This window comes from Vogesella indigofera (assembly GCF_028548395.1).
Classification (GTDB): domain Bacteria; phylum Pseudomonadota; class Gammaproteobacteria; order Burkholderiales; family Chromobacteriaceae; genus Vogesella; species Vogesella indigofera_A.
Genome location: NZ_JAQQLA010000004.1, coordinates 61,780 through 85,681 on the forward strand (window position 1 = coordinate 61,780; position 23,902 = coordinate 85,681).

Annotated in this window: 27 protein-coding genes; 10 read left to right on the top strand and 17 right to left on the bottom strand. The window is 62.0% G+C overall.

Annotation, left to right across the window (positions count from 1 at the left end):
- Window positions 1-233 precede the first annotated feature (233 nt).
- From PQU89_RS05955 to PQU89_RS05965, 3 genes are all read left to right on the top strand, one after another.
- A complete protein-coding gene (locus tag PQU89_RS05955; protein ID WP_047967332.1) occupies window positions 234-425 on the top strand; it encodes an RNA polymerase sigma factor in 192 nt (63 codons plus the stop codon).
- A 321-nt stretch (window positions 426-746) separates the two neighbouring features.
- Entirely contained in the window at window positions 747-1,004 is a 258-nt protein-coding gene (gene infA, locus PQU89_RS05960) for a translation initiation factor IF-1 (protein WP_047967331.1), read from the top strand.
- A 25-nt stretch (window positions 1,005-1,029) separates the two neighbouring features.
- The gene (locus PQU89_RS05965) at window positions 1,030-1,212 is read left to right on the top strand and encodes a hypothetical protein (protein WP_047967330.1); all 183 of its coding nucleotides are present in this window, start codon (window positions 1,030-1,032) and stop codon (window positions 1,210-1,212) included.
- Window positions 1,213-1,348: 136 nt separating this feature from the next.
- On the opposite strand, the gene htpG is transcribed toward PQU89_RS05965, so the two are convergent.
- The 9 genes from htpG to PQU89_RS06010 all read right to left on the bottom strand — a co-directional run bounded on the left by htpG (window position 1,349) and on the right by PQU89_RS06010 (window position 12,519).
- Window positions 1,349-3,253, bottom strand: coding sequence for a molecular chaperone HtpG (htpG, locus tag PQU89_RS05970; RefSeq protein ID WP_272765056.1), 1,905 nt, complete (start codon window positions 3,251-3,253; stop codon window positions 1,349-1,351).
- Window positions 3,254-3,399: 146 nt separating this feature from the next.
- The gene (gene ispH, locus PQU89_RS05975) at window positions 3,400-4,350 is read right to left on the bottom strand and encodes a 4-hydroxy-3-methylbut-2-enyl diphosphate reductase (protein WP_272765057.1); all 951 of its coding nucleotides are present in this window, start codon (window positions 4,348-4,350) and stop codon (window positions 3,400-3,402) included.
- A gap of 55 nt (window positions 4,351-4,405) precedes the next feature.
- Window positions 4,406-4,906 (bottom strand): signal peptidase II, encoded by a 501-nt coding sequence (lspA, locus tag PQU89_RS05980; protein ID WP_373322799.1) that lies wholly within the window; start codon window positions 4,904-4,906, stop codon window positions 4,406-4,408.
- A 7-nt stretch (window positions 4,907-4,913) separates the two neighbouring features.
- Complete coding sequence (gene ileS, locus PQU89_RS05985; protein ID WP_272765059.1) at window positions 4,914-7,694, bottom strand: isoleucine--tRNA ligase; 2,781 nt, start codon at window positions 7,692-7,694, stop codon at window positions 4,914-4,916.
- Window positions 7,691-8,626: a bifunctional riboflavin kinase/FAD synthetase gene (locus PQU89_RS05990; protein ID WP_272765060.1), complete on the bottom strand. Its 936-nt coding sequence runs from the start codon at window positions 8,624-8,626 to the stop codon at window positions 7,691-7,693. Before PQU89_RS05990 ends, ileS begins: the two co-directional genes overlap by 4 nt.
- A 122-nt stretch (window positions 8,627-8,748) precedes the next feature.
- Window positions 8,749-9,390 carry an OmpA family protein gene (locus PQU89_RS05995; RefSeq protein WP_272756907.1) on the bottom strand — a complete coding sequence of 214 codons (642 nt, stop codon included), beginning with the start codon at window positions 9,388-9,390 and terminating at the stop codon, window positions 8,749-8,751.
- 237 nt (window positions 9,391-9,627) lie between these two features.
- Window positions 9,628-10,119, bottom strand: a complete 492-nt coding sequence (locus tag PQU89_RS06000; RefSeq protein WP_272765061.1) for a DUF934 domain-containing protein — start codon at window positions 10,117-10,119, stop codon at window positions 9,628-9,630.
- A complete protein-coding gene (locus PQU89_RS06005) occupies window positions 10,103-11,761 on the bottom strand; it encodes a nitrite/sulfite reductase (protein ID WP_272756905.1) in 1,659 nt (552 codons plus the stop codon). Before PQU89_RS06005 ends, PQU89_RS06000 begins: the two co-directional genes overlap by 17 nt.
- Before the next feature lie 50 nt (window positions 11,762-11,811).
- On the bottom strand, window positions 11,812-12,519 hold the full coding sequence (locus PQU89_RS06010) for a phosphoadenylyl-sulfate reductase (protein ID WP_272765062.1): 708 nt from the start codon (window positions 12,517-12,519) through the stop codon (window positions 11,812-11,814).
- A 113-nt stretch (window positions 12,520-12,632) separates the two neighbouring features.
- Here PQU89_RS06010 and cysB point away from each other — a divergent pair, with 113 nt between their 5' ends.
- Window positions 12,633-13,571 (top strand): HTH-type transcriptional regulator CysB, encoded by a 939-nt coding sequence (cysB, locus tag PQU89_RS06015; RefSeq protein ID WP_120810593.1) that lies wholly within the window; start codon window positions 12,633-12,635, stop codon window positions 13,569-13,571.
- 94 nt (window positions 13,572-13,665) lie between these two features.
- On the opposite strand, the gene PQU89_RS06020 is transcribed toward cysB, so the two are convergent.
- Window positions 13,666-14,817: an aminotransferase-like domain-containing protein gene (locus PQU89_RS06020; RefSeq protein ID WP_272765063.1), complete on the bottom strand. Its 1,152-nt coding sequence runs from the start codon at window positions 14,815-14,817 to the stop codon at window positions 13,666-13,668.
- A 79-nt stretch (window positions 14,818-14,896) separates the two neighbouring features.
- Between PQU89_RS06020 and PQU89_RS06025 the strand changes: the two genes are divergently transcribed.
- Window positions 14,897-15,352: a MarR family winged helix-turn-helix transcriptional regulator gene (locus PQU89_RS06025; RefSeq protein ID WP_272756901.1), complete on the top strand. Its 456-nt coding sequence runs from the start codon at window positions 14,897-14,899 to the stop codon at window positions 15,350-15,352.
- 46 nt (window positions 15,353-15,398) lie between these two features.
- Here the strand turns inward: PQU89_RS06025 and greB are convergent, their stop codons facing one another.
- The 4 genes from greB to PQU89_RS06045 all read right to left on the bottom strand — a co-directional run bounded on the left by greB (window position 15,399) and on the right by PQU89_RS06045 (window position 18,468).
- Entirely contained in the window at window positions 15,399-15,956 is a 558-nt protein-coding gene (greB, locus tag PQU89_RS06030; RefSeq protein ID WP_255907858.1) for a transcription elongation factor GreB, read from the bottom strand.
- Window positions 15,957-16,022: 66 nt separating this feature from the next.
- Window positions 16,023-17,447, bottom strand: coding sequence for a pseudouridine synthase (locus PQU89_RS06035; protein WP_373322785.1), 1,425 nt, complete (start codon window positions 17,445-17,447; stop codon window positions 16,023-16,025).
- Window positions 17,447-18,070, bottom strand: coding sequence for an SMC-Scp complex subunit ScpB (gene scpB, locus PQU89_RS06040; protein ID WP_120810590.1), 624 nt, complete (start codon window positions 18,068-18,070; stop codon window positions 17,447-17,449). The genes PQU89_RS06035 and scpB overlap by 1 nt, the downstream gene beginning before the upstream one ends.
- A gap of 77 nt (window positions 18,071-18,147) precedes the next feature.
- Window positions 18,148-18,468, bottom strand: a complete 321-nt coding sequence (locus PQU89_RS06045; protein ID WP_272765064.1) for a YnfA family protein — start codon at window positions 18,466-18,468, stop codon at window positions 18,148-18,150.
- A 3-nt stretch (window positions 18,469-18,471) separates the two neighbouring features.
- Between PQU89_RS06045 and PQU89_RS06050 the strand changes: the two genes are divergently transcribed.
- The 4 genes from PQU89_RS06050 (at window position 18,472) to PQU89_RS06060 (ending at window position 20,088) form a co-directional block, all read left to right on the top strand.
- On the top strand, window positions 18,472-18,966 hold the full coding sequence (locus tag PQU89_RS06050; protein ID WP_272765065.1) for a hypothetical protein: 495 nt from the start codon (window positions 18,472-18,474) through the stop codon (window positions 18,964-18,966).
- A 32-nt stretch (window positions 18,967-18,998) separates the two neighbouring features.
- Entirely contained in the window at window positions 18,999-19,118 is a 120-nt protein-coding gene (locus PQU89_RS17150; RefSeq protein ID WP_373322800.1) for a colicin E3/pyocin S6 family cytotoxin, read from the top strand.
- A 59-nt stretch (window positions 19,119-19,177) separates the two neighbouring features.
- A complete protein-coding gene (locus PQU89_RS06055; protein ID WP_272765066.1) occupies window positions 19,178-19,414 on the top strand; it encodes a DUF7683 domain-containing protein in 237 nt (78 codons plus the stop codon).
- 329 nt (window positions 19,415-19,743) lie between these two features.
- The gene (locus PQU89_RS06060; protein ID WP_272765067.1) at window positions 19,744-20,088 is read left to right on the top strand and encodes an immunity protein Imm33 domain-containing protein; all 345 of its coding nucleotides are present in this window, start codon (window positions 19,744-19,746) and stop codon (window positions 20,086-20,088) included.
- A 65-nt stretch (window positions 20,089-20,153) separates the two neighbouring features.
- Here the strand turns inward: PQU89_RS06060 and PQU89_RS06065 are convergent, their stop codons facing one another.
- From PQU89_RS06065 to PQU89_RS06075, 3 genes are all read right to left on the bottom strand, one after another.
- Window positions 20,154-20,978, bottom strand: coding sequence for a segregation and condensation protein A (locus PQU89_RS06065; RefSeq protein WP_272765068.1), 825 nt, complete (start codon window positions 20,976-20,978; stop codon window positions 20,154-20,156).
- Between the two features lie 80 nt (window positions 20,979-21,058).
- Window positions 21,059-21,505 carry a GNAT family N-acetyltransferase gene (locus PQU89_RS06070; protein WP_272765069.1) on the bottom strand — a complete coding sequence of 149 codons (447 nt, stop codon included), beginning with the start codon at window positions 21,503-21,505 and terminating at the stop codon, window positions 21,059-21,061.
- On the bottom strand, window positions 21,502-21,984 hold the full coding sequence (locus PQU89_RS06075; RefSeq protein ID WP_047967315.1) for an acyl-CoA thioesterase: 483 nt from the start codon (window positions 21,982-21,984) through the stop codon (window positions 21,502-21,504). The genes PQU89_RS06070 and PQU89_RS06075 overlap by 4 nt, the downstream gene beginning before the upstream one ends.
- A 79-nt stretch (window positions 21,985-22,063) precedes the next feature.
- Here PQU89_RS06075 and PQU89_RS06080 point away from each other — a divergent pair, with 79 nt between their 5' ends.
- Window positions 22,064-23,836, top strand: coding sequence for an ABC transporter ATP-binding protein (locus PQU89_RS06080; protein ID WP_272765070.1), 1,773 nt, complete (start codon window positions 22,064-22,066; stop codon window positions 23,834-23,836).
- The last annotated feature ends 66 nt before the right edge of the window (window positions 23,837-23,902 follow it).

A 23,902-nucleotide genomic window follows, 5' to 3' on the forward strand; every position in this document is an offset into this window, starting at 1 on the left:
TCGCATGCTCACGCGAGACAAGGCGAAAACGGCTGAGGAAGCGGCATTTATCTGGAGATAAACAAGCATTTCGACGCCGTTTTTAACGCCGTATCCCCCATTGAGATCAAGTTGCGGCAGCTCGTGAACAGGCCCTAAGCGGCTGGTGCCATGCAGCATGGTAATTCGGGCAATACGGTCTAAGCTTATATCAGGCATGCGCTGTCGCCTGTTATCCAGCAAGGAGAATCATCATGCGGTTGGAACAAATGAAACGCATCGCGGACATGATCGGCCTGAAGAAAAAGTCCCGTGAAGCAGTCTGCCTGATGGAGATCGACGGCATGACCGGTTATGCCGCCTCGCGCCAACTCGATATCAGTCTCTCTACCGTTTCACGCGCGCATGCGCGCTTTCGCAGTGCAATGAAGCAGCTATCCAGCTAAAGCCAGTCCGTCAAAAGCGGCCGGATGCCAGTGCGGCATCCGCCTGCTTTTTAGCTGACCTGCGATCGCTGACTGGGGCTTGTCGTCCTGTGGCACGAAAAAACTGACAAATCATGGATTTAGCGGTATAGTACTGTCTGTTTCCGTCTTGCTGGCACAGTTTTCGTACTGCTGCCGTCTGTTTTTGCCTGCCCTGCCCTACCTCGCAGGCGACACTCCCCAACACGGTTTCACATTTCTTTCCCGTTCATGCCGCTTATGAACGGGCCTTGGTGCATGGTCTGATGACCGGGCACGGAACCAGCTACCCGAAAGAATACAATGTCTAAAGAAGATATGATCGAACTGCAAGGTGTCGTTACCGAAATGCTGCCTGAATCGCGCTTTCGTGTACTGCTGGATAACGGCGTGGAAATCCTCGCCTACGGCTCCGGCAAAATGCGCATGCACCGCATCCGCGTGCTGATGGGTGACCGCGTCACCGTAGAAATGTCACCGTATGATTTGAGCAAGGGACGGATCAACTTCCGCCACCCGACAGCGCGTCCGGAAGGTGCTCCGCAGCACTACCGCCGCTGATATTGAGAATTGAACAAGGAATTTAATGAAAATCCAGGAATTGCAACCAGGTGATCGCATCACCGAACAACGTCTTGACCACACTGTTGCCTACGAAGTCATTGCCATCCGCCAGGTTGGCCGCCGCTTCATGGTGACTTTCAACTCGGCACTGGGATTGTCCAGTGCACACTATCAGGGCGATGCCTACATCGCCGCGGCCCGCTAAGCGCGCCGACTGCCACACGCTGCCAGCGCAGCGCCTACTACCGGATGGCACCCCAATAAAAAACCGCCCTGCCACTGGGCAGGACGGTTTGTAACGGGCAAGCCACTGCGGCCAACGTTGGCCGCAATGTTCCGGATCAGACAGACAACTCCAGCATCAGCTTGTTGATCCGCTTCACGAAGGTGGCCGGGTCTTCCAGTTTGCCGCCTTCCGCCAGCAATGCCTGATCGTACAGCACGTGCGCCAGGTCTTCGCGGCGGCTGTCGTCACTTTCCGCAGCCAGACGCTTGACCAGCACGTGCTCCGGATTGATCTCCAGTGTCGGCTTGCTGCCTTCCGGCACCGGCTGGCCGGCAGCCTTCAGCATGCGCTCCAGATGCGCGCTCATCTCGTGCTCGCCCACCACCAGGCAGGCCGGGCTGTCGGTCAGCCGCGCGGTGGCACGCACGTCCTTCACGCGCTCGCCCAGCGCCTTCTGCACCAGTTCCACCACCGGCTTGGCGGCTTCTTCCACCTGCTTCTGCGCTTCCTTGTCGGCGTCGTCTTCCAGCGCCCCCAGATCCAGCGCGCCCTTGGCGACAGATTGCAGCTGCTTGCCGTCGAACTCGGTCAGCGAGCCGGTCACCCACTCGTCGACGCGGTCGGTCAGCAGCAGCACTTCCACGCCCTTCTTCTTGAACACTTCCAGATGCGGACTGTTGCGCGCCGCGGACAGGCTGTCGGCGGTGATGAAGTAGATCTTGTCCTGGCCTTCCTTCATGCGGGAGGCGTAGTCGGCCAGCGACACGTCTGGCACATCGCCTTCGCTGGCGGTGGACACGAAGCGCAGCAGCTTGGCGATGCGCTCCTTGTTGCCGAAGTCTTCGCCGACGCCTTCTTTCAGCACCTGACCGAATTCCTGCCAAAACGCGGCGTACTTGTCCTTGTCGTTGGCGGCGAGGTCATCCAGCAGGCCCAGCACCTTCTTCACGCAGCCAGCGCGGATGGCGTCGATGTCTTTCGACTCCTGCAGGATCTCGCGCGACACGTTCAGCGGCAGGTCGTTACTGTCGATCACGCCGCGCACGAAGCGCAGGTACTGCGGCATCAGCTTGTTGCTGTCTTCCATGATGAACACGCGGCGCACGTACAGCTTCACGCCCTGCTTGCGGTCGCGGTCCCACATGTCGAACGGGGCGCGCGACGGGATGTACAGCAGCTCGGTGTACTCCTGGCGGCCTTCGACGCGGGCATGGCTCCACGCCAGCGGCGCGGTGAAGTCGTGCGCCACGTGCTTGTAGAACTCCTGGTACTGCTCGTCGCTGATGTCGTTCTTGCTGCGCGTCCACAGCGCGGAGGCTTCGTTGACCACTTCGAAATCGTCGCTGACGATCACTTCGCCGTTCTCGCCGTAGCTGTTGCCCTTCTTCATCTCGATCGGGATCGAGATATGGTCGGAATAGGTGCGCACGATGCGCTTCAGCGACCAGTCGTTGAGGAAGTCGTCGTTGCCATCCTTCAGGTGCAGTACGATCTCGGTGCCGCGGCCAACCTTGTCCACTGGCTCCAGGGTGAAGTCGCCCTCGCCGGCCGACTCCCAGCGCACACCTTCGCTGGCGGCGGCGCCGGCGCGGCGGGTGGTCAACGTCACCTTGTCGGCGACGATGAAGGCGGAGTAGAAGCCGACACCGAACTGTCCGATCAGGTTAGCGTCCTTCTTGGCGTCACCGGACAGCTGCTCGAAGAAGGCCTTGGTGCCGGACTTGGCGATGGTACCGATGTTGGCGATCACCTCGTCGCGGCTCATGCCGATGCCGTTGTCGGCGATGGTGATGGTCTTGGCATCCTGGTCGATGCTGATGCGGATTTTCAGCTCGGGATCATTCTCGAACAGGGCGGCATTGTTCAGCCCTTCGAAACGCAGCTTGTCGGCCGCATCGCTGGCGTTGGACACCAGCTCACGCAGGAAGATTTCCTTGTTGGAGTACAAGGAATGGATCATCAGTTTCAGCAGCTGTTTGACTTCGGTCTGAAAACCCAGGGTTTCTTTCTGTGCGCTCATGGCTATGTCTGAATGAAGAGTTGATAACAGAGGACAAGATGGCGGCAGGCGCAGATTCTTCAAGAGCCGGCCGGTGCGACCGGCCGCAGCCATGAAAAAACCCGGCACCTGTCGGTGGCCGGGTTTCGGGTTGGCGGACGCCTGCGTCAGGCGCCGGCGCCGTCCTTTTTCTCGCGCAGGCCGGGCGGCAGCGCGAACACGATGCTTTCCTCCACCCCGTTCAGCTCGCTGACGCTGGTGGCGCCGAACAGGCGGATCTGCTCGATCACCGCCTGCACCAATACCTCCGGTGCGCTGGCACCGGCGGTGACACCGACACGCTGCTTGCCGTCGAACCACGCCTGCTGCAGCAGGGTGGCGTTGTCGACCATGTAGGCGGTCACGCCGCGCAAGCCCGCCACTTCACGCAGGCGGTTGGAGTTGGAGCTGTTCGGCGAGCCGACCACGATCACGATGTCGCACTCGTCGGACAGCACCTTCACCGCATCCTGGCGATTCTGCGTGGCGTAGCAGATGTCGTCCTTCTTCGGGCTGGTAATCTGCGGGAAGCGAGCCTTCAGCGCGTTGATGATGTCGCGGGTCTCGTCCACCGACAGCGTGGTCTGGCTGACGTAAGACAGCCGCGACTCGTCCGGCAGCTGCAGCGTGGCGACATCGTCGACCGTCTCCACCAGGTACATGCCGTGCTCGACCTGGCCCATGGTGCCCTCCACCTCGGGGTGGCCCTTGTGGCCGATCATGATGATGCTCATGCCGGCTTGGTGCATGCGCTTGACCTCGACGTGCACCTTGGTCACCAGCGGACAGGTGGCGTCGTACACCGTCAGGCCGCGGGCTTCCGCCTCCTGGCGCACCGATTGCGGCACTCCGTGCGCCGAGTAGATCAGGGTGGCGCCGGGCGGCACGTCCTGCAGCTCCTCGATGAAGATGGCGCCCTTGTCGCGCAGGTTGTCGACCACGAAGCGGTTGTGCACCACCTCGTGGCGGACATAGATCGGGGCGCCGTAGATTTCCAGCGCACGCTCGACGATGGCGATGGCACGGTCGACGCCGGCGCAGAAACCGCGCGGGTTGGCCAGCATGATGGTCTTCGTCATCGGGTATCCTTCAGTAGCTAAAAGGTTGGCCGCAAGGCTGCGGCCAACGTTGTCGTCATGGTTGCGGGTGGCGGAAGCTGTCGATCACCATCAGCACGGCACCGACACAGATGAAACTGTCGGCGAGGTTGAACGCCGGGTAGTACCAGCTGTTGTAGTAGTGCACCTGGATGAAATCGATGACGTGGCCGTGCAGCAGGCGGTCGATCACATTGCCCAGCGCGCCGCCGATGATGAACGACGCCGCCAGGCTCATCACCGTGCTGAAGCGCCCTTTCACCATCTGCCAGCCCAGCCAGCCGGAGACGGCGAAGGCCAGCGCGGTGAAGAAGAACTTCTGCCAGCCCCCGGCATCGGCGAGGAAGCTGAACGCCGCTCCCGGGTTATACAGCAGGGTGAAGCCGAAATAACCCGGGATCACCGCACGGTACTCGCCGAACTGGTAAGTGGAATTGAAATGGATCTTGCTGAGCTGGTCGATCACGATGATCAGCAGCGCCAGCGCGAACCACTTCAGGCTGTCACGCAGGGCCGTGGCCGGCCCTGCCGTTTGCAGTTCAACGTCAGGCGTGGACACGGGCCTCACCTTTACCATCGATGTTGTCGACGCAACGGCCGCAGACATTGCCGTGACCGGCATGGCTGCCGACGTCGCTGCGGTAGTGCCAGCAACGGTCGCACTTGGCATGCGCCGACGGCGTGACGGTGATGCTCAGCGCGGTACCTTCGCTGACGCTGACGCGCGACACCATCAGTACGAACTTGAGATCGTCGCCGAGGCTGGCCAGCAGCGGGAACAGCACTTCGTCGGCCACGACATCGACCTCGGCCTGCAGCGCGGAGCCGAGCTGCTCGGCACTGCGCAGCGCCTCGATATCCTTGTTCAGCTGCGCGCGGAAGGCGCGGATGGCCTGCCACTTGCCGACCAGGTCCGCTTCCTGCTGTTCGCCGGTGAGCGGGAACTCGTGCCACACGTGGAACAGCGGTGACTCCTCGTCGCTGCCGACCAGCACTTCCCACGCCTCGTCGGAGGTGAAGCACAGGATAGGCGACACCAGCAGCAGCAGGCTGCGGGTGATGTGGTACAGCGCGGTCTGTGCACTGCGGCGCGCGTGGCTGTTGCCCTTGGTGGTGTACAGGCGGTCCTTGAGGATGTCGAGGTAGAAGGCGCCCAGGTCCTCGGAGCAGTAGTTGACGATTTCCTGCACCGCGTGGTGGAAGGCGTAACGCGGATACAGCTCGCCGGTCACCTTCTCCTGCATTTCCTTGGCCATCAGCAGCGCGTAGCGGTCGATCTCCAGCAGGTTGCCGAACGGCACCGCGTGCTCCATCGGATCGAAGTCCGACAGGTTGGCCAGCAGGAAGCGGAAGGTATTGCGCAGGCGGCGGTAGCTCTCGGTGACGCGCTTGAGGATCTCGTCGGAGATCGCCAGCTCGCCGGAGTAGTCGGTGGACGCCACCCACAGGCGCAGGATGTCGGCGCCCAGGCTGTCGTTGACCTTCTGTGGCGCAACCACGTTGCCCTTGGACTTGGACATCTTCAGGCCCTTGCCGTCGACCACGAAGCCGTGGGTCAGCAATTGCTGGTACGGCGCACGGCCGATGGTGGCGCAGCCGGTAAGCAGCGACGACTGGAACCAGCCGCGGTGCTGGTCGGAGCCTTCCAGGTACAGGTCGGCCGGCCACGCCAGTTCCGGACGCTGTTTCAGCACCGCGAAGTGGGTGGAGCCGGAGTCGAACCATACGTCGAGCGTGTCGCTGAGCTTGCGGTAGTTGGCCGCATCGTCGCCCAGCAGTTCGGCGGCATCTAGGCTGAACCAGGCTTCGATACCCTGCTGCTCGATACGCAGCGCCACCTGTTCCAGCAGCGAGGCGGAGTCCGGATGCAGCTCGCCGCTTTCCTTGTGCACGAAGAAGGTCATCGGCACGCCCCAGTTACGCTGGCGCGACACGCACCAGTCCGGGCGGTTGCTGATCATCGCTTCCAGACGGGCACGGCCCCAGGCCGGGAAGAATTCGGTGCTGTCCACCGCGTGCTTGGCACGCTCGCGCAGCACCTCGCTGTCCTTGCCGGACTTGTCCATGCCGATGAACCACTGCGCGGTGGCGCGGAAGATGATCGGGGTCTTGTGACGCCAGCAGTGCGGGTAGCTGTGCAGCAGCTTTTCCTGATGGATCAGCCCGCCCTGCTCGACCAGTGTCTCAATCACTTTCGGATTGGCTTCCCACACCGACAGGCCGGCGTACAGCTCGGTGGTGGACTTGTAGCGGCCATTGTCAGCCACCGGATTGTCCACCGGGATGCCGTACTGCTGGCCGACCTGGAAGTCTTCCAGACCGTGCGCCGGCGCGGTGTGCACCAGACCGGTACCGGCGTCGGTGGTGACGTGCTCGCCGCAGATGATCGGCACCTGACGGTCGTAGAACGGATGCTGCAGACGGATCAGTTCCAGCTTGTCGCCGCTGGTTTCCGCCAGCAGCGTGCCGTCCACGCCGTAGCGTTTGAGGGTCACTTCGGCCAGATCCTTGGCCAGGATCAGCTTGCCCTTGGCGGTGTCCAGCAGCTGGTACACCAGCTTGGCATTGACCGACACCGCCTGGTTGGCCGGCAGCGTCCACGGCGTGGTGGTCCAGATCACCGCGCAGGCATCATCCACACTGCCGGTCAGACCGAAGGCTGCGGCCAACTTGTCGCCTTCCAGCACCTTGAAGCCGACGTCGATCGCCGGCGAGGTCTTGTCTTCGTATTCGACTTCCGCCTCGGCCAGTGCCGAACCGCACTCGATGCACCAGTGCACCGGCTTCTCGCCCTTGAACAGGTAGCCGTTCTCGTAAATCTTGCCGAGGGTGCGCACGATGTCGGCCTCGGTCTTGAAATCCATGGTCAGGTACGGGTTGTCCCAGTCACCCAGCACGCCCAGACGGATGAAGTCCTTCTTCTGGCGCGCGATCTGCTCGTGCGCGTATTCGCGGCACAGTTCGCGGAACTTGGCGGCAGGAATGTCCTTGCCGTGCAGTTTTTCCACCATCAGCTCGATCGGCAGGCCGTGGCAGTCCCAGCCCGGCACGTAGGGCGCATCGAAGCCGGACAGCGTCTTGGAGCGGACGATGATGTCCTTCAGCACCTTGTTGACGGCATGACCGATATGAATGTCGCCGTTGGCGTACGGTGGGCCGTCGTGCAGGATGAACTTGGGACGGCCGGCAGCGACTTTACGCAGTTTCTGGTAGCGCTGCTGTTCGGTCCAGCGCTTGAGCCAAGCGGGTTCACGTTTGGCCAGATCACCCCGCATCGGGAACGGGGTATCCAGCAGGTTTACGGTCTTGCGATAGTCGATGCTCATGCCTGATCTCGTTGCAAACTGGTCAAATAGGTTTTGGCGCTGGCGGCGTCGCGTTCAATCTGCGCCACCAGCTCGTTCAAATCATCATAACGCGCTTCATCGCGCAATTTTTTCAGAAAGTGCACCGAAACACGCTGGCCATACAGATCACCGTGAAAATCGAACAAATGCACTTCCAGCTTGTAGTGCTGGCTGTCGGTGACCGTCGGGTTCTTGCCGAGGCTGGCCACACCGCCGAGCCGCCCCTGCGGCGTATCGACTTCCACCACGAATACCCCCTGCAGCGCCGGGCGCAGATGCGGCAGGTGCACGTTGGCGGTCGGGAAACCGATGGTGCGCCCCAGTTTCTGGCCGTGCATCACCTTGCCACTGATCTGGTACGGCCGTCCGAGTAATTCGGCCGCGCGTTGCAGGTCACCGGCGGCCAGGGTATCGCGCACCAGGGTACTGGAAGCGCGCTCGCCGGCCACCAGCACCGACGGCATCGCTTCGGTGACGAAATCGGGACAGGCGCTGAGCAGCTCGAAATTGCCCTTGCGGTCGGCACCGAACTGGAAATCATCGCCGATCAGCAGGTAACGGGTCTGCAATTGCTGCAGCAACACTTCGCGCATGAACAACTCGGCCGGCATGCGCGAAAAGGCGTGGTTGAAGCGGTAGACAAACACATAGTCGACCCGTTCTTCCTCCGCCAGGAATTGCAGCTTGTCGCGCAGTACCGACAACCGTGCCGGTGGCTGGCTGCGGGCGAAGAATTCGCGCGGATGCGGCTCGAAAGTCAGCAGCGCGGTGGGTAAGCCACGGGCGGCAGCCTCGTGCCGCAAGCGGGCCAACATCTTCTGATGGCCGAGGTGGACACCGTCGAAGTTACCGATGGTCAGCGCACAGGGCAACAAGTCATGGCGACGCGGGTCGCCCAGAAACGCTCGCATGGACAGTCGTGCTCGAAAAGAAACAAACGGTGATTTTAACCAGCCACCCTGAGCCGCGCCAGCCCAAAGCCAAAAAACAAAAGCCCCGGCAGGAGCCGGGGCTTTCTGGCAAGAAGCGAGACTTACATCTTCACTTCTTTGGCAGTTTCTACAGTCACTTCGAAGCGACGATCCGGCTCCATGCAGGCGATGCGCTGGTTGCGAGCCTTGATCTTCGAGCACTGCTCGGTCATCTTGGCTTGCGATTCGCCAGCGCCGGAAGCAGTGATCTTCTCGGCAGGGATGCCACCGGCAACCAGGTAGTCCTTCACGGCATTGGCACGACGCTCGGACAGCTTCTGGTTGTAGGCTTCGGCGCCCATGGAGTCAGTGTGGCCAACGATGGCAACCGACTTCAGGTACTTGTCGCCCTTCAGTTCCGCAACCACGCCGTCCAGCGCCGCGTTGCCGGAAGTGATCACGGTCTTGTCGAAGGCGAACAGGCCGGCAGCCGACAGGGAGAAGGACTTGATCTGGGAAACTACTGGCGCAGGAGCCGGAGCAACAGGTGCTACCGCAACTGGCTTAGGAGCTTCCTTGTCGCCGCACTCAACCAGACCGTTGGCTTCCTTGTTGAAGTAGCCGTCTTTCCAGCATTCGCCGTAGGCGTTGCGAGCCACGTTATCCAGCACGCCGTCAGTCGCGTAGCCGGCCTTGGCAGCGAAAGCGCCGCTGGACAGCATCATGGCAACAACCAGTGCGCTCAGTTTGATCGATTTATTCATAGCATTTCCTCTTTGTTGGATAAGTCTACCAGCTTCGCAAAACTGCTCATGACAAGCACAGCACGTCAAGCTTTAAGACAAACGCGAAATTCATCCGTTGCCAGATAGTTGGAGTGACTATAGGTAGTCGATCACCACCATGTCAACTTTAGCTCAATGGAATGCGACAAAAAAAGCAACACAAAAGCGGACCATTCTATCGAAACACCACACTTTCAGTTGCTAACAAGCAACAATTTAGCGCTGAGTGCGTCTTTTAAACAACGGCTCCGGCTGCAGTACGGTGGCCTGGTACTGGTCGCTGAAATCGCGCAGGCCATCCAGTGCCGCCTCGGCCGGACGGTCGTCGCGGATCGCGAACACGGTGAAACCGACCCGCGCCAGGTACGCCAGCTGATCGCGCTGCACGTCGCCAATGGCGCGCAGCTCTCCCTGATAACCGTAGCGCTCACGCAGCAATCGGGCAAGGCTATAGCCACGGCCATCGGTAAAGGCGGGGAAGTCGATGGCAATCAGCGGCAGCTGCGCCAGCACCGGCCGCAGCAGGCTCAGGTCGGCATCCGGTGCCAGCCATGGCGCGGCCTGGCCGCTGCGGGCGGCCGGATCGACCGCCAGCCAAGCGGCCAGCGGCAGGATGACATCCTCCGCCGCGTCATAGCTCTCGTCCTCGCTGCGGATCAGGCGCCATGCATCTTCCGTAACCGCGTCGTTCTTAATGAGATTTTGCATACACGCGCTCCTTGAATGGCTCCAGCCCGATACGGCGTACGGTCTCGATAAAGCGTTCGCCAGCCAGGCGTTGCTCGACATACAGGTTCATGATTTTCTCGAACGCCAGCGGCACGTCGGCCTGGGCAAACGACGGCCCGATCACCTTGCCGATGGCGGTGTGGTTGCCTTGGCTGCCGCCGAGGGTGATCTGGTACCACTCTTCGCCATTTTTATCAACGCCAAGAATACCGATGTTGCCGATGTGATGATGGCCACAGGCATTCATGCAGCCGGAGAAGTTGCAGTCGATGTCGCCGAGGTCGAACAGGTAGTCGAGGTTGTCGAACTTCAACTGGATCGCTTCCGCCACCGGAATGGAACGGGCATTAGCCAGCGAGCAGAAGTCGCCGCCCGGACAGCAGATGATGTCGGTGAGCAGGCCAACGTTCGGGGTGGCGAAACCGTGCTGGCGTGCCAGCTGCCACACCTCGTACAGGTCGCTTTCCTTCACGTCCGGCAGGATCAGGTTCTGTTCGTGCGCCACGCGCAGCTCGCCAAAGCCGAAACGGTCGGCCCAGTCGGCGGCGGCGTCCATCTGCTCGGCCGTGATATCACCCGGCGGCACGCCGGTCTTCTTCAGCGACAGCACCACCGAGCGGTAGCCGGTCTGCTTGTGGCTGCGGGTATTGCGCGCCACCCACTTGGCGAACGCGGCATCGCTGACCAGCGGCACGGTGAAGGCTTCCGGGTTGGCGGCCAGCTGCTCGTAGGCTGGGTCGGTGAAGAAGCTGGCGTAGTGCGCCACGTCCTCGTCGCGCAACGTCGCCGGGCCGTCCTTCAGGTGCGCCCACTCGTCTTCCACCTTGGCGGCGAAGGCTTCCGGCGTCATCGCCTGCACCAGGATCTTGATGCGCGCCTTGTACTTGTTGTCACGACGGCCGAAGCGGTTGTACACGCGCAGCACGGCATCGAGATAGGTCAGCAGGTGGCGGGTCGGCAGGAACTCGCGGATGGTCTTGCCCACCAGCGGGGTGCGGCCAAGGCCGCCGCCGACGATGACCTTGAAGCCGACTTCACCGGCGTCGTTCTTCACTACGTGCAGGCCGATGTCGTGCACTTGGGTGGCGGCACGGTCGTCGGCGCTGCCGGAGACGGCGATCTTGAACTTGCGCGGCAGGTAGGCAAATTCCGGGTGCAGCGTGCTCCACTGGCGGATGATTTCGCAGTAGGCGCGGCCGTCGAGGTACTCGTCGGCGGCGACACCGGCAAAGGCATCGGTGGTGGTGTTGCGCACACAGTTGCCGGAGGTCTGGATCGCGTGCATCTCAACCTCGGCCAGCTCGGCAAGGATGTCGGGCACCCGCTCCAGCGCCGGCCAGTTGAACTGGATGTTCTGGCGCGTGGTCAGGTGGCCATAGCCGCGATCGTAGGTACGGGCGATGTGGGACAGCTTGCGCAGCTGGGTGCTGGACAGGTGGCCATAGGGAATGGCGACGCGCAGCATCGGTGCGTGGCGCTGCACATAGAGACCATTCATCAGCCGCAGCGGGCGGAATTCGTCTTCCGACAGCTCGCCGGCCAAGTAGCGGCGGGTCTGGTCGCGGAACTGCTCGACGCGCTCGCGCACCAGGCGGTGATCCACTTCATCGTACTTGTACATGCTTCTGTTTCCTCAAGCGGTATTGGCCGCACTGGCTGCGGCCAACCTTGTCAGGCATTCGGGCGTTTCAGCGGACTGGCCTTCACGTGCAGGCCACATTCCTTGGATTCCGGGTTTTCCCACCACCAGCGACCGGCACGGATGTCCTCGCCGACGGAAATCGGCCGGGTACAGGGCGCACAGCCGATGGACGGCACATGCTTGTCGTGCAGGCTGTTGTAGGGCACGTCGTTAGCGCGGATATATTCCCACACTTCTTTTTCGGTCCACTCGATCAGCGGGTTGAACTTCATCAGGCCGTTGTCGGCGTCGAACTCGCGATCGGTGAGATCCTGCCGCGTCGGCGACTGTTCGCGGCGCAGGCCGGTGATCCACGCCGACAGGCCACCCAGCGCGCGTTTCAGCGGCTCGATCTTGCGGATATGGCAACAGGACTTGCGCAGCTCGACGCTGTTATAAAAAGCGTTGATGCCGTTCTGGTTGACGTAGGCTTCCAGCGCCGTCGCATCCGGATAGTAAACACGGATCGGATGGCTGGGGTAGCGCTCGCCGACCTGCTGCATCAGGGTGTAGGTTTCCACCGGCAGGCGCCCGGTATCGAGGCTGAAAATGCCGATCGGCAGGTTGCGGCTGGCGATCAGGTGCATCAGCACCATGTCTTCGGCACCAAAGCTGTTGGCCAGCGCAACGGGCGCGTGGTCGCGGGCGATGGTATCGAGCAGGGCTTCGGTATGCGCTAGCTTGTCGGCAAGGCTCATCGTGGGGCCTCCATGGGCGTTCGGTCTGAAGTCTGCCATGGTAGCGAAAGCCTTTAAAGCCGAAAAGAATATTGTGTTAGTATTTAATTACTTTAGGTTTTAAGGAGCGCACGATGAAACTCCAGCAGTTACGCTATCTGGTCGAAGTCGCCAAGCAGGGCCTGAACGTGTCCGAAGCGGCCGAAAAGCTGCACACCTCGCAGCCGGGCATCTCCAAGCAGATCCGCCTGCTGGAAGACGAACTCGGCATCCAGGTGTTCATCCGCAACGGCAAGCGCGTGGTCGCGGTGTCGGAGCCGGGCAAGGAAGTGCTGCGCATCTCGGAGCGCATCCTGCGCGAGGCGCAGAACCTCAAGCGCGTCGGCGACGAATTCTCCAAGGAAGCGGAAGGTGCGCTCACCATCGCCACCACCCACACCCAGGCCCGCTACGCGCTGCCCAAGGTGATCGCCGAATTCGTGCAGCGCTACCCGAAAGTGCGGCTGTCGATCAAGCAAGGCAGCCCGACGCAGATCTGCGACATGGTGGTGTCCGGTGAGGCCGACCTCGCCATCGCCACCGAAGGCATCTCGCTATACAAGGAACTGGCGATGCTGCCCTGCTACGAGTGGAACCGCAGCATCGTGGCGCCGGACGGCCACCCGCTCCTGGCGCTGCAGCGGCCGCTGACGCTGGACGACATCGTCGCCCACCCGATCATCACCTACGACTTCGCCTTTGCCGGACGCTCCAAGATCAACCAGGCTTTCACCAGCATCGGCAAGACGCCGAACGTGGTGCTGACCGCGATCGACACCGACGTGATCAAGACCTACGTCAAGCTCGGCCTCGGCATCGGCATCATCGCCAGCATGGCGTTCGAGACCGAGCGCGACATCGGGCTGCAGGCGCGCGACGCCAGCCACCTGTTCGACGCCTCGGTGACCAAGATCGGACTGCGCAAGGACGCCTACCTGCGCGGCTACGCCTACACCTTCATCGAGCTGTTCGCGCCGCACCTGCACCGCAAGGAAGTGGACGCCGCACTGCACCACGGTGACGACGAGGAATAAGCCGCCCGCGGCCATGGCCAAAGGTTGGCCGCAATGAAAAAGGCACCCTGACGGGTGCCTTTTTTGCGGGCCGCCGTGGCGGCGAGGCTAGTGCTTACTGCGTGTCGCGGATCAGCTTGGCGAGACGGGCGACGCCTTCCTCGATGCGATCCGGCGTGGCGTGGCTGAAGTTCAGCCGCAGCCGGCCGATGCCGTCGGCCTGGTTGGCGTAGAACGGCTCGCCGGGCATGAACGCCACGTTGTGCTCGCCCAGCGCCACCTTCAGCAGCTCGCGGGTGTCGCGCGTGGTTTTCAGCTTCAGCCAGAAGAACAGGCCACCCTGCGGCACCTGCCAGTCGGCGAGATCGGCAAAGTGTTTCTCCAGCGCAGCCTGCATCGCGTCGCGGCCAACCTTGTACTTGGCCTGCAGCCCGGCCAGATGCGCCGGGTAGTTGCCACTCTTCAGCCATTCGCTGATGAACCACTGGCCCAGACGGTTGGAGTGCAGATCCACCGCCTGCTTCAGCTTCAGCAGGTAGGGCATCAGATCCGGCGAGGCGATCAGGTAGCCGATGCGCAAGCCCGGTGCCAGCGTCTTGGAGAAGGAGCCGCAGTAGATCCACGACGCCGACTTCAGGTGGGTGACCAGCGGTGCCGGAGCGTCGCCGTCGTAGGACAGCGCGCGGTACGGGTCATCCTCGATCAGCACGGTGCCGGCGGCATCGATGACCTCGGCCAGCGCCTGGCGCGTGTCCACGCTGTAACAGGCGCCGGACGGGTTCTGGAAGGTCGGGATCAGGTAGGCAAGGCGGGCCTTGCTGCTGTCCAGTGCCGCGGCCAGCGTGGCCGCCGGCAGCTGGCCGTCTACTTGCTGCACGGTGGTGATGTCGGCACCGAATAGCTTGAATACCTGCAGTGCCGCGAGATAGGTCGGGCCTTCGGTGATGATCGGTGTACCCGGATCGATGAACAGCTTGGCGGCCAGGTCCAGCGCCTGCTGCGAGCCGGACAGCACCAGCACCTGCGACGGGTCGCACTGCAGGCCGATACGGGCCGCTTCACGGGTGATCTGCTCGCGCAGTTCCGGTTCGCCCTCGCTGGTGCCGTACTGCGCCAGTGCTGGCGGTACGCCCTTGAAATCCAGTGCCGGCAGGCAATCCGCGGCCGGCAGGCCGCCGGCAAACGAGATCACTTCCGGGCGTTGTGCCGCAGCCAGGATCTCGCGGATCAGTGAACCGGACAGGCGTTCGACGCGCTCTGAAAACATGTTACTCTCCTCTGGAAGACAGGTTTTTATTAGTCAAATTGTTTGACCAACTTAACGCTTAATGACCTTTACGTCAACCATGATTTCCTTGCCAGATTCCTTTGTTTTGCGCGACGCCATGAAGGCGTTTTTTCATGCCTACCAGGCCTTTACCGACAAGCCGGACGAAATGCTGGCGCGGCGCGGCCTGGCGCGGGTGCATCACCGCATCCTGTTCTTCGTGGCACTGTATCCCGCGCTGTCGATCAAGGACCTGCTGGCCTGTCTCGACGTCACCAAACAGGCGATCAACATCCCGCTACGGCAGCTGATCGAGATGGGGCTGATCGCCACCGACACCGCCAGCCACGACAAGCGGGTGAAGGAGCTGCGCCTGACCGAGGAAGGCCGCAAGCTGGAAGAGGCACTGCACCGCGAACAGGCGCGCCTGCTGATGCAGGCATTCGCCGAGGCCGGCCAGGATGCCACCGAAGGCTGGCTCAAGGTCAACCAGGCGATGAGCCTGCTCAGCAAGTCCGACATCCCGCGCAGCTGACACGCCATGCGGCCAACGTTGGCCGCAAGCACCCTCTCCCCGCCCCTCAGGCTATGCGCTCGTAGCGCACCTCCAGAATCTCGATTTCCTCCTCGCCGTCCGGACCACGGAAGAACACCGTGTCGCCCTCGCGCGCCTTGATCAGCGTGCGCGCAATCGGCGAAATCCAGCTGATGTGGCCGCGCGCCAGATCGATCTCGTCGACGCCGACGATGCGCAGCAGCTGCTCTTTGCCGTCACCACGCTGGATCAGCACCGTGGCCGAGAAGAACACCTGGTCTGTGGCCTCGCGCAGCTCCGGATCGACCACCTCGGCGATTTCCAGCCGCTTGGTGAGAAAACGGATACGGCGGTCGATCTCGCGCAGGCGGCGCTTGCCGTACAGGTAGTCGCCGTTTTCCGAGCGGTCGCCGTTGCTGGCCGCCCAGTTCACCACCTGCGTCATGTGCGGGCGCTCGTGCTTGACCAGCTGGTTCAGCTCCTCGCGCAGGCGGTGCCAGCCGGCCGGCGTGATGTAGTTCTTGCTCGCGGCCGGCAGCCGCTGTTCCGCCGGCAGCTCGTCGTCGTGTTCGTCGTCCTGCTCGCGGGTAAAGGCTTTGCTCATGATGGAGATCCCGGAATAAAAAACGCCCCCAGCCGGAGCAGGAGGCGTTGATGGTCGGCAACAGGTTTACTTGGCCGCGTCGCCGCCGCGTACCTTGACCTGGCCGGTGGAGGTCAGCCCGGCCCACTTCATCACCGCCGCCACTTCGGCTTCGTTCAGCTCGTAATACTGACCGCGCTTGAGGCGCGGTGGCAAGCCGATATTGCCGAAACGGACACGGATCAGGCGGCTGACGGTAATGCCGAAGTGCTCGAACATGCGGCGCACTTCGCGGTTACGGCCTTCGCGGATCACTACCTTGTACCAGCGGTTGGCACCCTCGTCGGCGCCGCCCTGCTCGCTGATGCGCTGGAAGTGGGCGGTGCCGTCTTCCAGTTCGATGCCGGCAGTCATTTCCTTCATCTGCTCGCGGGTCAGCTCGCCCAGCACCCGTACCGCGTACTCGCGGTCGAATTCGAAGCTCGGGTGCATCATGCGGTTGGCCAGCTCGCCGCTGGTGGTCACCAGCAGCAGGCCGGAGGTGTTGACGTCGAGACGGCCGATCGCCACCCAGCGGCTGGACTTGGCCTGCGGCAGGCGGTCGAACACGGTGATGCGGCCACCCGGGTCGTCACGCGACACGATCTCGCCTTCCTGCTTGTGGTACATGATCACGCGCGGCAGGCGGTCGGCCCACTTCAGCTTGATCGGGTTGCCCTTGGCGGTCACGCGGTCCTGCGGACCGACCTTGTCGCCCAGCTCCGCCTTCTTGCCGTTGACGGTGATGAAGCCGGCCTCGATCCACTCTTCCATCTCGCGACGCGAGCCAACGCCGGAGGCGGCCAGCGCCTTCTGCAGCCGCACCGGCTCGATATTGCTGTAGTCGACGCGGGTTTCGCGCAGGCGGGCGGAACGCTCGGCGATTTCCTGCTTCGGCGCACGCAGCGCCAGTTTCTTGGCACGCGGTACCTTCACCGCCGGCGCCTCGCGGCGCGCCTTGCCGAATTCGTTGCTGCCACGGCCGTCCGGCGACGGTGCGCCGCCCGGAACCGCGAAATTCTTGTTGCCGAACTGGCGCTCGTGCTTGAACGCGGCTTCACCACGGCCGGCATTGCGGCGGTCGTCCTGGTGGAAGGCCTGGCCATCGCGGCGGGTGGCCGGACGGGTATCCGGGTCCAGCGGCTTGCCGTCACGGCGGCTGGTGGCGGGTGCACGGCGGCTATCGGGCGCGCTCGCGTCGCGGCGGCTCTGCGCGGCCGGGGCCACGTTGCGGGCATCGGCGGGGTAGGTGCTGCCGTCACGACGGGTTTTCATCACGGTTTTCGGCAGCGGCTTGCCGCTTGGTGCCGCAGCAGGCGTGCTGCGCGGGTTGAAGCTGGCCGGGGCCTTGGGCTGCAGCGGTTTGCCGCCGAAGGTCGGACGATCGCTGGACGGGTTGCGGGATTGGCCGGATTCCTGGCCACGGACGCGGGCGACGGGTTGGCGCGCGTGATTGCGTTGTCCTTTAGACATCATGATTCCTGTTCAGTATTTTGGGGCGCCTCATCAGCGAGGGGCACTTCACCGTCCTCATCCACGTTGGCCGCAAGTTGCTCCGGCAACACCAGCGTGCCCAGCTCCGCCAGCGGCGGCAGGTCGCGCAGGGTGTTGAAACCCAGATCATCGAGAAACTTGTGGGTGCTGGCGTACAGCCCAGGCCGGCCGGGCACGTCTTTATGCCCGATCACTTCGATCCAGCCCCGTTCCAGCAGGGTCTGCATCACACTGGTCGACACCGACACGCCGCGGATGGATTCGATATCCCCGCGGGTGACCGGCTGTTTATAGGCAATGATGGCCAGTGTTTCCATCACGGCACGCGAATAACGCGGCGGTTTTTCCGGCGTCAGTCGCGCAAGGTAGGGGGTGAACTCGGCGCGCGCCCGAAAGCGCCAGCCGGAGGCGAGCTTGACCAGCTCCACACCCCTGCCCTTCCAGTTCTGCCGGATCTCGTCGAGGATGTCATTGATCAGCGCCGCCTTCACATCTTCGGTGAACAGCTTTTTCAGCTGGCCGACGGTAAGCGGCTCCTGCGCGGTCAACAGCGCGGTTTCCAGCACGATCTTGAGGTAATTAAGGTCGGTAATGGTCGACATGACAGCCCCGAAACAACGGGCACAACAGAACGGAAGGTGCGGATTTTACACGATTTTTTGCCCGCGAGCGGAATAAATCATGAGCGCGGCGCCAGCATGATCACCGCCATGCCGGCGAGACACAGCCCGACCCCAGCCACATCCCACAAGGTTGGCCGCACGCCATCCACCGCCCACAGCCACCCCAGCGCCACGCTGACGTAAACACCACCGTAGGCAGCGTAGATGCGCCCCGACGCGTCCGGATGCAAGGTCAGCAACCAGGCGAACAGCGCGAGGCTCATCGCCGCCGGCAGCAGCAGCCACGGCGAGCCGCCTTTTTTCAGCCACAGCCACGGCAGATAGCAGCCGACGATCTCGGCCAGCGCCGTCAGCACGAACAGGCCGAAGGTGTGCATGGGGTGTCCTTTACTGATGTCGTGTTGATTGCAGGAGCGATGGCAAGCCGTTGCTACGGCCGGTATGGCGCTGCGCTTGCGGCCAACCTTGTTTGCCTGCGACGTCGCTTGCGATGGGGCGGCATGATGCCACAACGTGACGGAAACTGGCGCGTGATGCGCGGCTCCTGCTACAGGGTTGACCGCATCCTTGATGCCAAACAAACGACCAGAAAAATCAAATTGCCCACATGGCATTTTTTACTATCATCAAAAGCTCATTCACCGAAGGAAGGGCTATACCGCAATCTGTTGATGTTGCATGGCAATTCACATGACAGACCCGCATTGGGCACTCCGCCCAACCAGTTATACGCCCTTGGTGCGTGTTTATCTCACTTCAGCCTCAAGGAGCAGCAATGGAACGTTATGCAAATCGTGGTGGTTATTCTGGAGTTACTGGTTATGAACTTGGCCAAGGGTAGATTCAGTGACGGCTCGCTGATATGGTTAAAATGAAGCCTAAAACACCTGTGCAAGGTGGAGGGGAGATGAGAAATCGCTTCAAGGACCAAGATGGTAATATCTACAAGTGGGATAGCCAGCATGGAGCATTAGAAATGCATAATAACCGAGGTCGACATATGGGTGAGTTTGATCCTAAAACTTGAGAGCAAACAAAGCCAACGGCTCCTAAAGGTCACGTGTATCCATAGATTGAGAGGTGATTATGAAGTGGGTCATTAGTTGGTTTGATAAAGAAACTGAAGAACATGTTGGCGACTATGAGGTTGATTGCCAACTTGATATTGGTGAACTAAGAAATATTCTTAACTTGTCTGAAAATGACCCTATATGCCATGTTTATCCAATCGATAATGATTTGTCAGTTTGTTATTTTGAGAAAAAAATACCTACAAAGCTTAATTTGAAAAATTATTCCTATTTCCTTGAGTGTTGCCAATAGGTTTTTAATTTTGTTTTATTGAAAAATATTTTGAGTAATTGAGGGTTATGCTTAAGCACGGCATGTTGAGCTGAATGCAATGAAGCTCAACATTCAGCGCGCACCCAAGTTGGCCGCATGCTGTCATTGCCTTGGGAAGTGGGGCAGGTCAGCTCGACTACTCTTGAGCAAAAGGATGCAGTATCTGAATGAATAAATGCGGCAAACGTTGGACCCCGCAAGCTCAGCCCAACCTATGATACTTTCAGGCATGCCGCAACCTATTGATGTTGCATGGTGATTGACATGACAAGCCTAAATTAAGCACACCATCCAACCCGTAAACCACCATGAACTATCCAAAATATGAAGCTATTGAGATATGCAAACGCTTCAATGTACAAGTCGAATTTCCATTTCCTCAAGAAAAAGTAGGCATCGCACTTGTAACTTTACATCTGCTTCCACTGAACGCAGTGCGCCATAAAGCTGAAAATGGAACCTGTGGTTGGTACATTTGGGGAGGAGGGACATTACATCAGGACCCCGATTTCTTTCAGCCAATACATGTATCGCATCTTGATGAGTACGTCCCGGGCATCCAGAAGTACTTAGCATTACCCGCAGGCTGGCGCGTACTACTAGCACCAAACTATGAGGATGTTTGGTTTGATGAATCTCTTCTTGCTCCCTAAAGGCTAACCCTTCATTCAAAAGGACGCCTAACGGCGCCCCTTAATTCGAACGTTAGATACCCACCCTACACCAACGCCAACCGCACGTAGATAGGCTGGTACGGCTCGTCCTGGCTGACCCTGACCATACCCTCCTTCACCAGCTCCAGCACCGCGATGAAGTTGACTACCAGGTGGGCGACACCCTTGCCGATGTCGAACAGCTCCTCGAAGGCCACGTAGTCGCGGCCGTCGAGGTAACGCACGATCCAGCTCATCTGCTCGCGCACCGACAGCTCGTCCTGCTTCACCTTGTGGTGGCGGTTGTGTTTGGCGCGCGACAGGATGGACAGCCACGCCTGGCGCAGGTCCAGCGCGCTGACTTCCGGTAGCCGCTGCTCCGCCGACTGTTCCACCAGCACCGCCAGCCAGGCGAAGTCGCGGTCGGCCTGTGGCAGCTTGTCCAGCGCCAGCGCCGCCAGCTTCATCTGCTCGTATTCCAGCAGTCGGCGCACCAGCTCGGCGCGCGGGTCGTCCGGATCGTCCTCGCCTTCCACCGGCGGCCGTGGCAGCAGCAGCCGCGACTTGATCTCGATCAGCAGCGCCGCCATCAGCAGGTATTCCGCCGCCAGCTCGAACTGGCCTGCCTTCATCACCTCGACATAGCCCATGTACTGCGCGGTGACGTCGGCCATCGGGATGTTGAGCACGTCGAGGTTCTGCTTGCGGATCAGGTACAGCAGCAGGTCGAGCGGGCCTTCGAAGCTGTCCAGGATCACCTGCAGCGCGTCGGGGGGGATGAACAGGTCCTGCGGGATTTCCAGTACCGGCTGGCCGAACACGTGCGCGATCGGCAGCGCCGGCGGCAGTTCGGGCGCGGTGAGTTGGAAGTCAGCAAGCGGTGCGGTCATGGTCGGGGACAAGGGGTGGGCGGCAAGGGGGCATTGTACGGCTAGCGGTGCGCGAGCGGAACAAGGTTGGCCGCAACGGCTCAGGCCGGCGCCTGCCACACCAGTTCGAGGAAATCGGCGTCGGCGTGGGCTATGCGGTAGCCGAGCGCGGCATAGAAGGCGCGCACGCGGCGGTCGCGGCGCAAACAGCTCAGCCGCACCTGCTCGCCGGGGCGGCACAGCGCTTGCACCAGCCGCATCACGCGCCGGCCGCTGCCGCGACGCTGCTGTGCCGGCGGCACCACCAGCAGATCGACGATCAGGCCGGCATCGTCACGCCGCAGGCTGAGCAGCGCGCGGTTGGCGCCGTCATGATGAAACCAGAACAGCGACGCTGCCTGATGGCTGGCGGCGAAGCGCTGCCGTTGCAGTGCCTCGTCCCAGCGTGCGATGCGGCGCAGCCCGGCCATCATCGCGTCGCGGTACAGCGCGTAGGCGGCCGGCTGCTCGCCAGCCAGCAGCGGCTGCAGCGCGCCGCCGTGGCTCACTGCGCGGCGGCCTGCATGTGCTGTTCCGCTTCCATGCGCATCTTCTTGCGGATTTCCGCCTCGCGGAAGCGCTTCTTGTGGGTATCGCTGTCCAGCGACAGCGCCGGCACCGGCATCGCCTTGCCGTTGTCGAACGCCACCATGGTGAAGTAGCAGCTGTTGGTGTGGCGCACGCTGCGCTTCTGGATGTCCTCGGCGATCACCTTGATGCCAACCTCCATCGAGGTGCGGCCAACGTGGTTGACGCTGGCGAGGAAGGTCACCATCTCGCCGACGTGGATAGGCTGCTTGAACAGCACCTGGTCGACCGACAGCGTCACCACGTAGCAGCCGGCGTAGCGGCTGGCACAGGCGTAGGCGACCTGGTCAAGCAGTTTCAGCAGCACGCCGCCGTGCACGTTGCCGGAAAAATTGGCCATATCCGGCGTCATCAGCACCGACATGGTGAGTTCGCGCTGGTTTACAGTGTGTTCAAGCATTGCTTCCTATCCTTTATGCATTTTTGTGGCACGGCAGCGTACAATCGTTGCCCGCCCTCTTGTTTGTGCTGTCGCCATCATGTCATCCCTGTCCCGATTGTTCCAGTACGCGCGGCGATATCGCCGCGACGTGTACCTGGCCAGCTGTTTTTCCGTGGTCAACAAGTTCTTCGACATCCTGCCCGAGGTGCTGATCGGCGTGGCGGTGGACGTGGTGGTCAACCGCGACGCGTCGTTCCTGGCGGCGCTGGGCGTGACCGATGCCTTCAGCCAGCTCATGTGGCTGGGCCTGCTGACGGTGCTGATCTGGGGCGGCGAATCGCTGTTCGAATACCTGTACCAGCTGCGCTGGCGCAACCTGGCACAGAACCTGCAGCATGACCTGCGGCTGGATGCCTACCAGCACATGCAGAAGCTGCCGCTGTCCTACTTCGAGGACAAGAGCACCGGCAAGTTGATGTCGGTGCTCAACGACGACATCAACCAGCTGGAGCGTTTCCTCAACGGCGGCGCCAACAGCATCATCCAGGTGCTGTGCTCGACGGTGATGGTCAGTGCAGTGTTCTTCTACCTGGCGCCGACACTGGCGGTGATCGCGCTGGCGCCGATCCCGCTGATCCTGTACGGCACCTTCTGGTTCCAGCGCCGCATCGCGCCGCGTTACGCCGCGGTGCGTGAGGCGGCGGCGGTGATCAGCGGCCGTCTCAACAACAACCTGCTCGGCGTCGCCACCATCAAGGCATTTACCGCCGAGGCATTCGAGGCGGCGCACATCCGCGACGCCAGCGAGCACTACCGCGCCACCAACGCCGCCGCCATCCGCCTGTCGTCGGCCATCATCCCGGTGATCCGCATGGCGATCCTGTCCGGCTTCGTGGTGACGCTGGTGTACGGCGGCCACCTGGCACTCACCGGCGCCATCGGCGTCGGCAGCTATTCGGTGCTGGTCTTCCTGACCCAGCGCCTGCTGTGGCCGCTGACCGGGCTGGCCGACATCGCCGACCTGTACCAGCGCTCGATGACCGCCATCGACCGCGTGCTGGACATCCTGCAGGCGCCGCTGCACATCGACTACCACGGCCGTGCACTGCCGCACGACAGCGTCAGCGGCCAGCTCAGCTTCAGCCACCTGTCGTTCGGCTACGGCGACCTCACCGTGCTGCACGACATCTCGCTGACCATCCCGCCGGGGCGCACGGTGGCCTTTGTCGGTGCCACCGGCTCCGGCAAGAGCACGCTGGTCAAGCTGCTGCTGCGCTTCTACGACGCGCAGCACGGCGAGATCCGCCTCGACGGCCAGGACATCCGCCAGCTGGCACTGACCGACCTGCGCCGCGCCATCGGCTATGTCAGCCAGGACGTGTTCCTCACCGACGGCAGCGTGGCGCAGAACATCGCCTACGGCATGCCGGAAGTTGGCCGCGACGCCATCGTCGCCGCCGCGCGCGCCGCCGAGGCACACGAGTTCATCGACCGCCTGCCGCAGGGCTACGACACGCCGATCGGCGAACGCGGCCAGAAGCTGTCCGGCGGCCAGCGCCAACGGCTGGCACTGGCGCGCGCGATCCTGAAAGACCCGAAGATCCTGATCCTGGACGAGGCCACCAGCGCGGTGGACAACGAGACCGAAGCCGCCATCCAGCGCTCGCTGGACGTGGTGTCGCGCGGCCGCACCACGGTGGTGATCGCGCACCGCCTGTCCACCGTGCGCCACGCGCACTGCATCCACGTGATGGAGCACGGCCGCCTGATCGAATCCGGCACCCACGACACGCTGCTGGCGCAGGACGGCAGCTACGCCGCGCTGTGGCGGCTGCAGACCGGCGAGCGCAGCACCGACAAGACTGCGTAAACCACCACGCACAGCAAGCCATTGATCCGGCAGCTATTTCCATGACAACAGCCCGGCATTTCGCCG

Coding starts and splice junctions, on each gene's coding strand:
- PQU89_RS05955 (WP_047967332.1), top strand. CDS start 234: ATGCGGTTGGAACAAATGAAACGCATCGCGGACATGATCGGCCTGAAG.
- infA (WP_047967331.1), top strand. CDS start 747: ATGTCTAAAGAAGATATGATCGAACTGCAAGGTGTCGTTACCGAAATG.
- PQU89_RS05965 (WP_047967330.1), top strand. CDS start 1,030: ATGAAAATCCAGGAATTGCAACCAGGTGATCGCATCACCGAACAACGT.
- htpG (WP_272765056.1), bottom strand. CDS start 3,253: ATGAGCGCACAGAAAGAAACCCTGGGTTTTCAGACCGAAGTCAAACAG.
- ispH (WP_272765057.1), bottom strand. CDS start 4,350: ATGACGAAGACCATCATGCTGGCCAACCCGCGCGGTTTCTGCGCCGGC.
- ileS (WP_272765059.1), bottom strand. CDS start 7,694: ATGAGCATCGACTATCGCAAGACCGTAAACCTGCTGGATACCCCGTTC.
- PQU89_RS05990 (WP_272765060.1), bottom strand. CDS start 8,626: ATGCGAGCGTTTCTGGGCGACCCGCGTCGCCATGACTTGTTGCCCTGT.
- PQU89_RS05995 (WP_272756907.1), bottom strand. CDS start 9,390: ATGAATAAATCGATCAAACTGAGCGCACTGGTTGTTGCCATGATGCTG.
- PQU89_RS06000 (WP_272765061.1), bottom strand. CDS start 10,119: ATGCAAAATCTCATTAAGAACGACGCGGTTACGGAAGATGCATGGCGC.
- PQU89_RS06005 (WP_272756905.1), bottom strand. CDS start 11,761: ATGTACAAGTACGATGAAGTGGATCACCGCCTGGTGCGCGAGCGCGTC.
- PQU89_RS06010 (WP_272765062.1), bottom strand. CDS start 12,519: ATGAGCCTTGCCGACAAGCTAGCGCATACCGAAGCCCTGCTCGATACC.
- cysB (WP_120810593.1), top strand. CDS start 12,633: ATGAAACTCCAGCAGTTACGCTATCTGGTCGAAGTCGCCAAGCAGGGC.
- PQU89_RS06020 (WP_272765063.1), bottom strand. CDS start 14,817: ATGTTTTCAGAGCGCGTCGAACGCCTGTCCGGTTCACTGATCCGCGAG.
- PQU89_RS06025 (WP_272756901.1), top strand. CDS start 14,897: ATGATTTCCTTGCCAGATTCCTTTGTTTTGCGCGACGCCATGAAGGCG.
- greB (WP_255907858.1), bottom strand. CDS start 15,956: ATGAGCAAAGCCTTTACCCGCGAGCAGGACGACGAACACGACGACGAG.
- PQU89_RS06035 (WP_373322785.1), bottom strand. CDS start 17,447: ATGTCTAAAGGACAACGCAATCACGCGCGCCAACCCGTCGCCCGCGTC.
- scpB (WP_120810590.1), bottom strand. CDS start 18,070: ATGTCGACCATTACCGACCTTAATTACCTCAAGATCGTGCTGGAAACC.
- PQU89_RS06045 (WP_272765064.1), bottom strand. CDS start 18,468: ATGCACACCTTCGGCCTGTTCGTGCTGACGGCGCTGGCCGAGATCGTC.
- PQU89_RS17150 (WP_373322800.1), top strand. CDS start 18,999: ATGAGAAATCGCTTCAAGGACCAAGATGGTAATATCTACAAGTGGGAT.
- PQU89_RS06055 (WP_272765066.1), top strand. CDS start 19,178: ATGAAGTGGGTCATTAGTTGGTTTGATAAAGAAACTGAAGAACATGTT.
- PQU89_RS06060 (WP_272765067.1), top strand. CDS start 19,744: ATGAACTATCCAAAATATGAAGCTATTGAGATATGCAAACGCTTCAAT.
- PQU89_RS06065 (WP_272765068.1), bottom strand. CDS start 20,978: ATGACCGCACCGCTTGCTGACTTCCAACTCACCGCGCCCGAACTGCCG.
- PQU89_RS06075 (WP_047967315.1), bottom strand. CDS start 21,984: ATGCTTGAACACACTGTAAACCAGCGCGAACTCACCATGTCGGTGCTG.
- PQU89_RS06080 (WP_272765070.1), top strand. CDS start 22,064: ATGTCATCCCTGTCCCGATTGTTCCAGTACGCGCGGCGATATCGCCGC.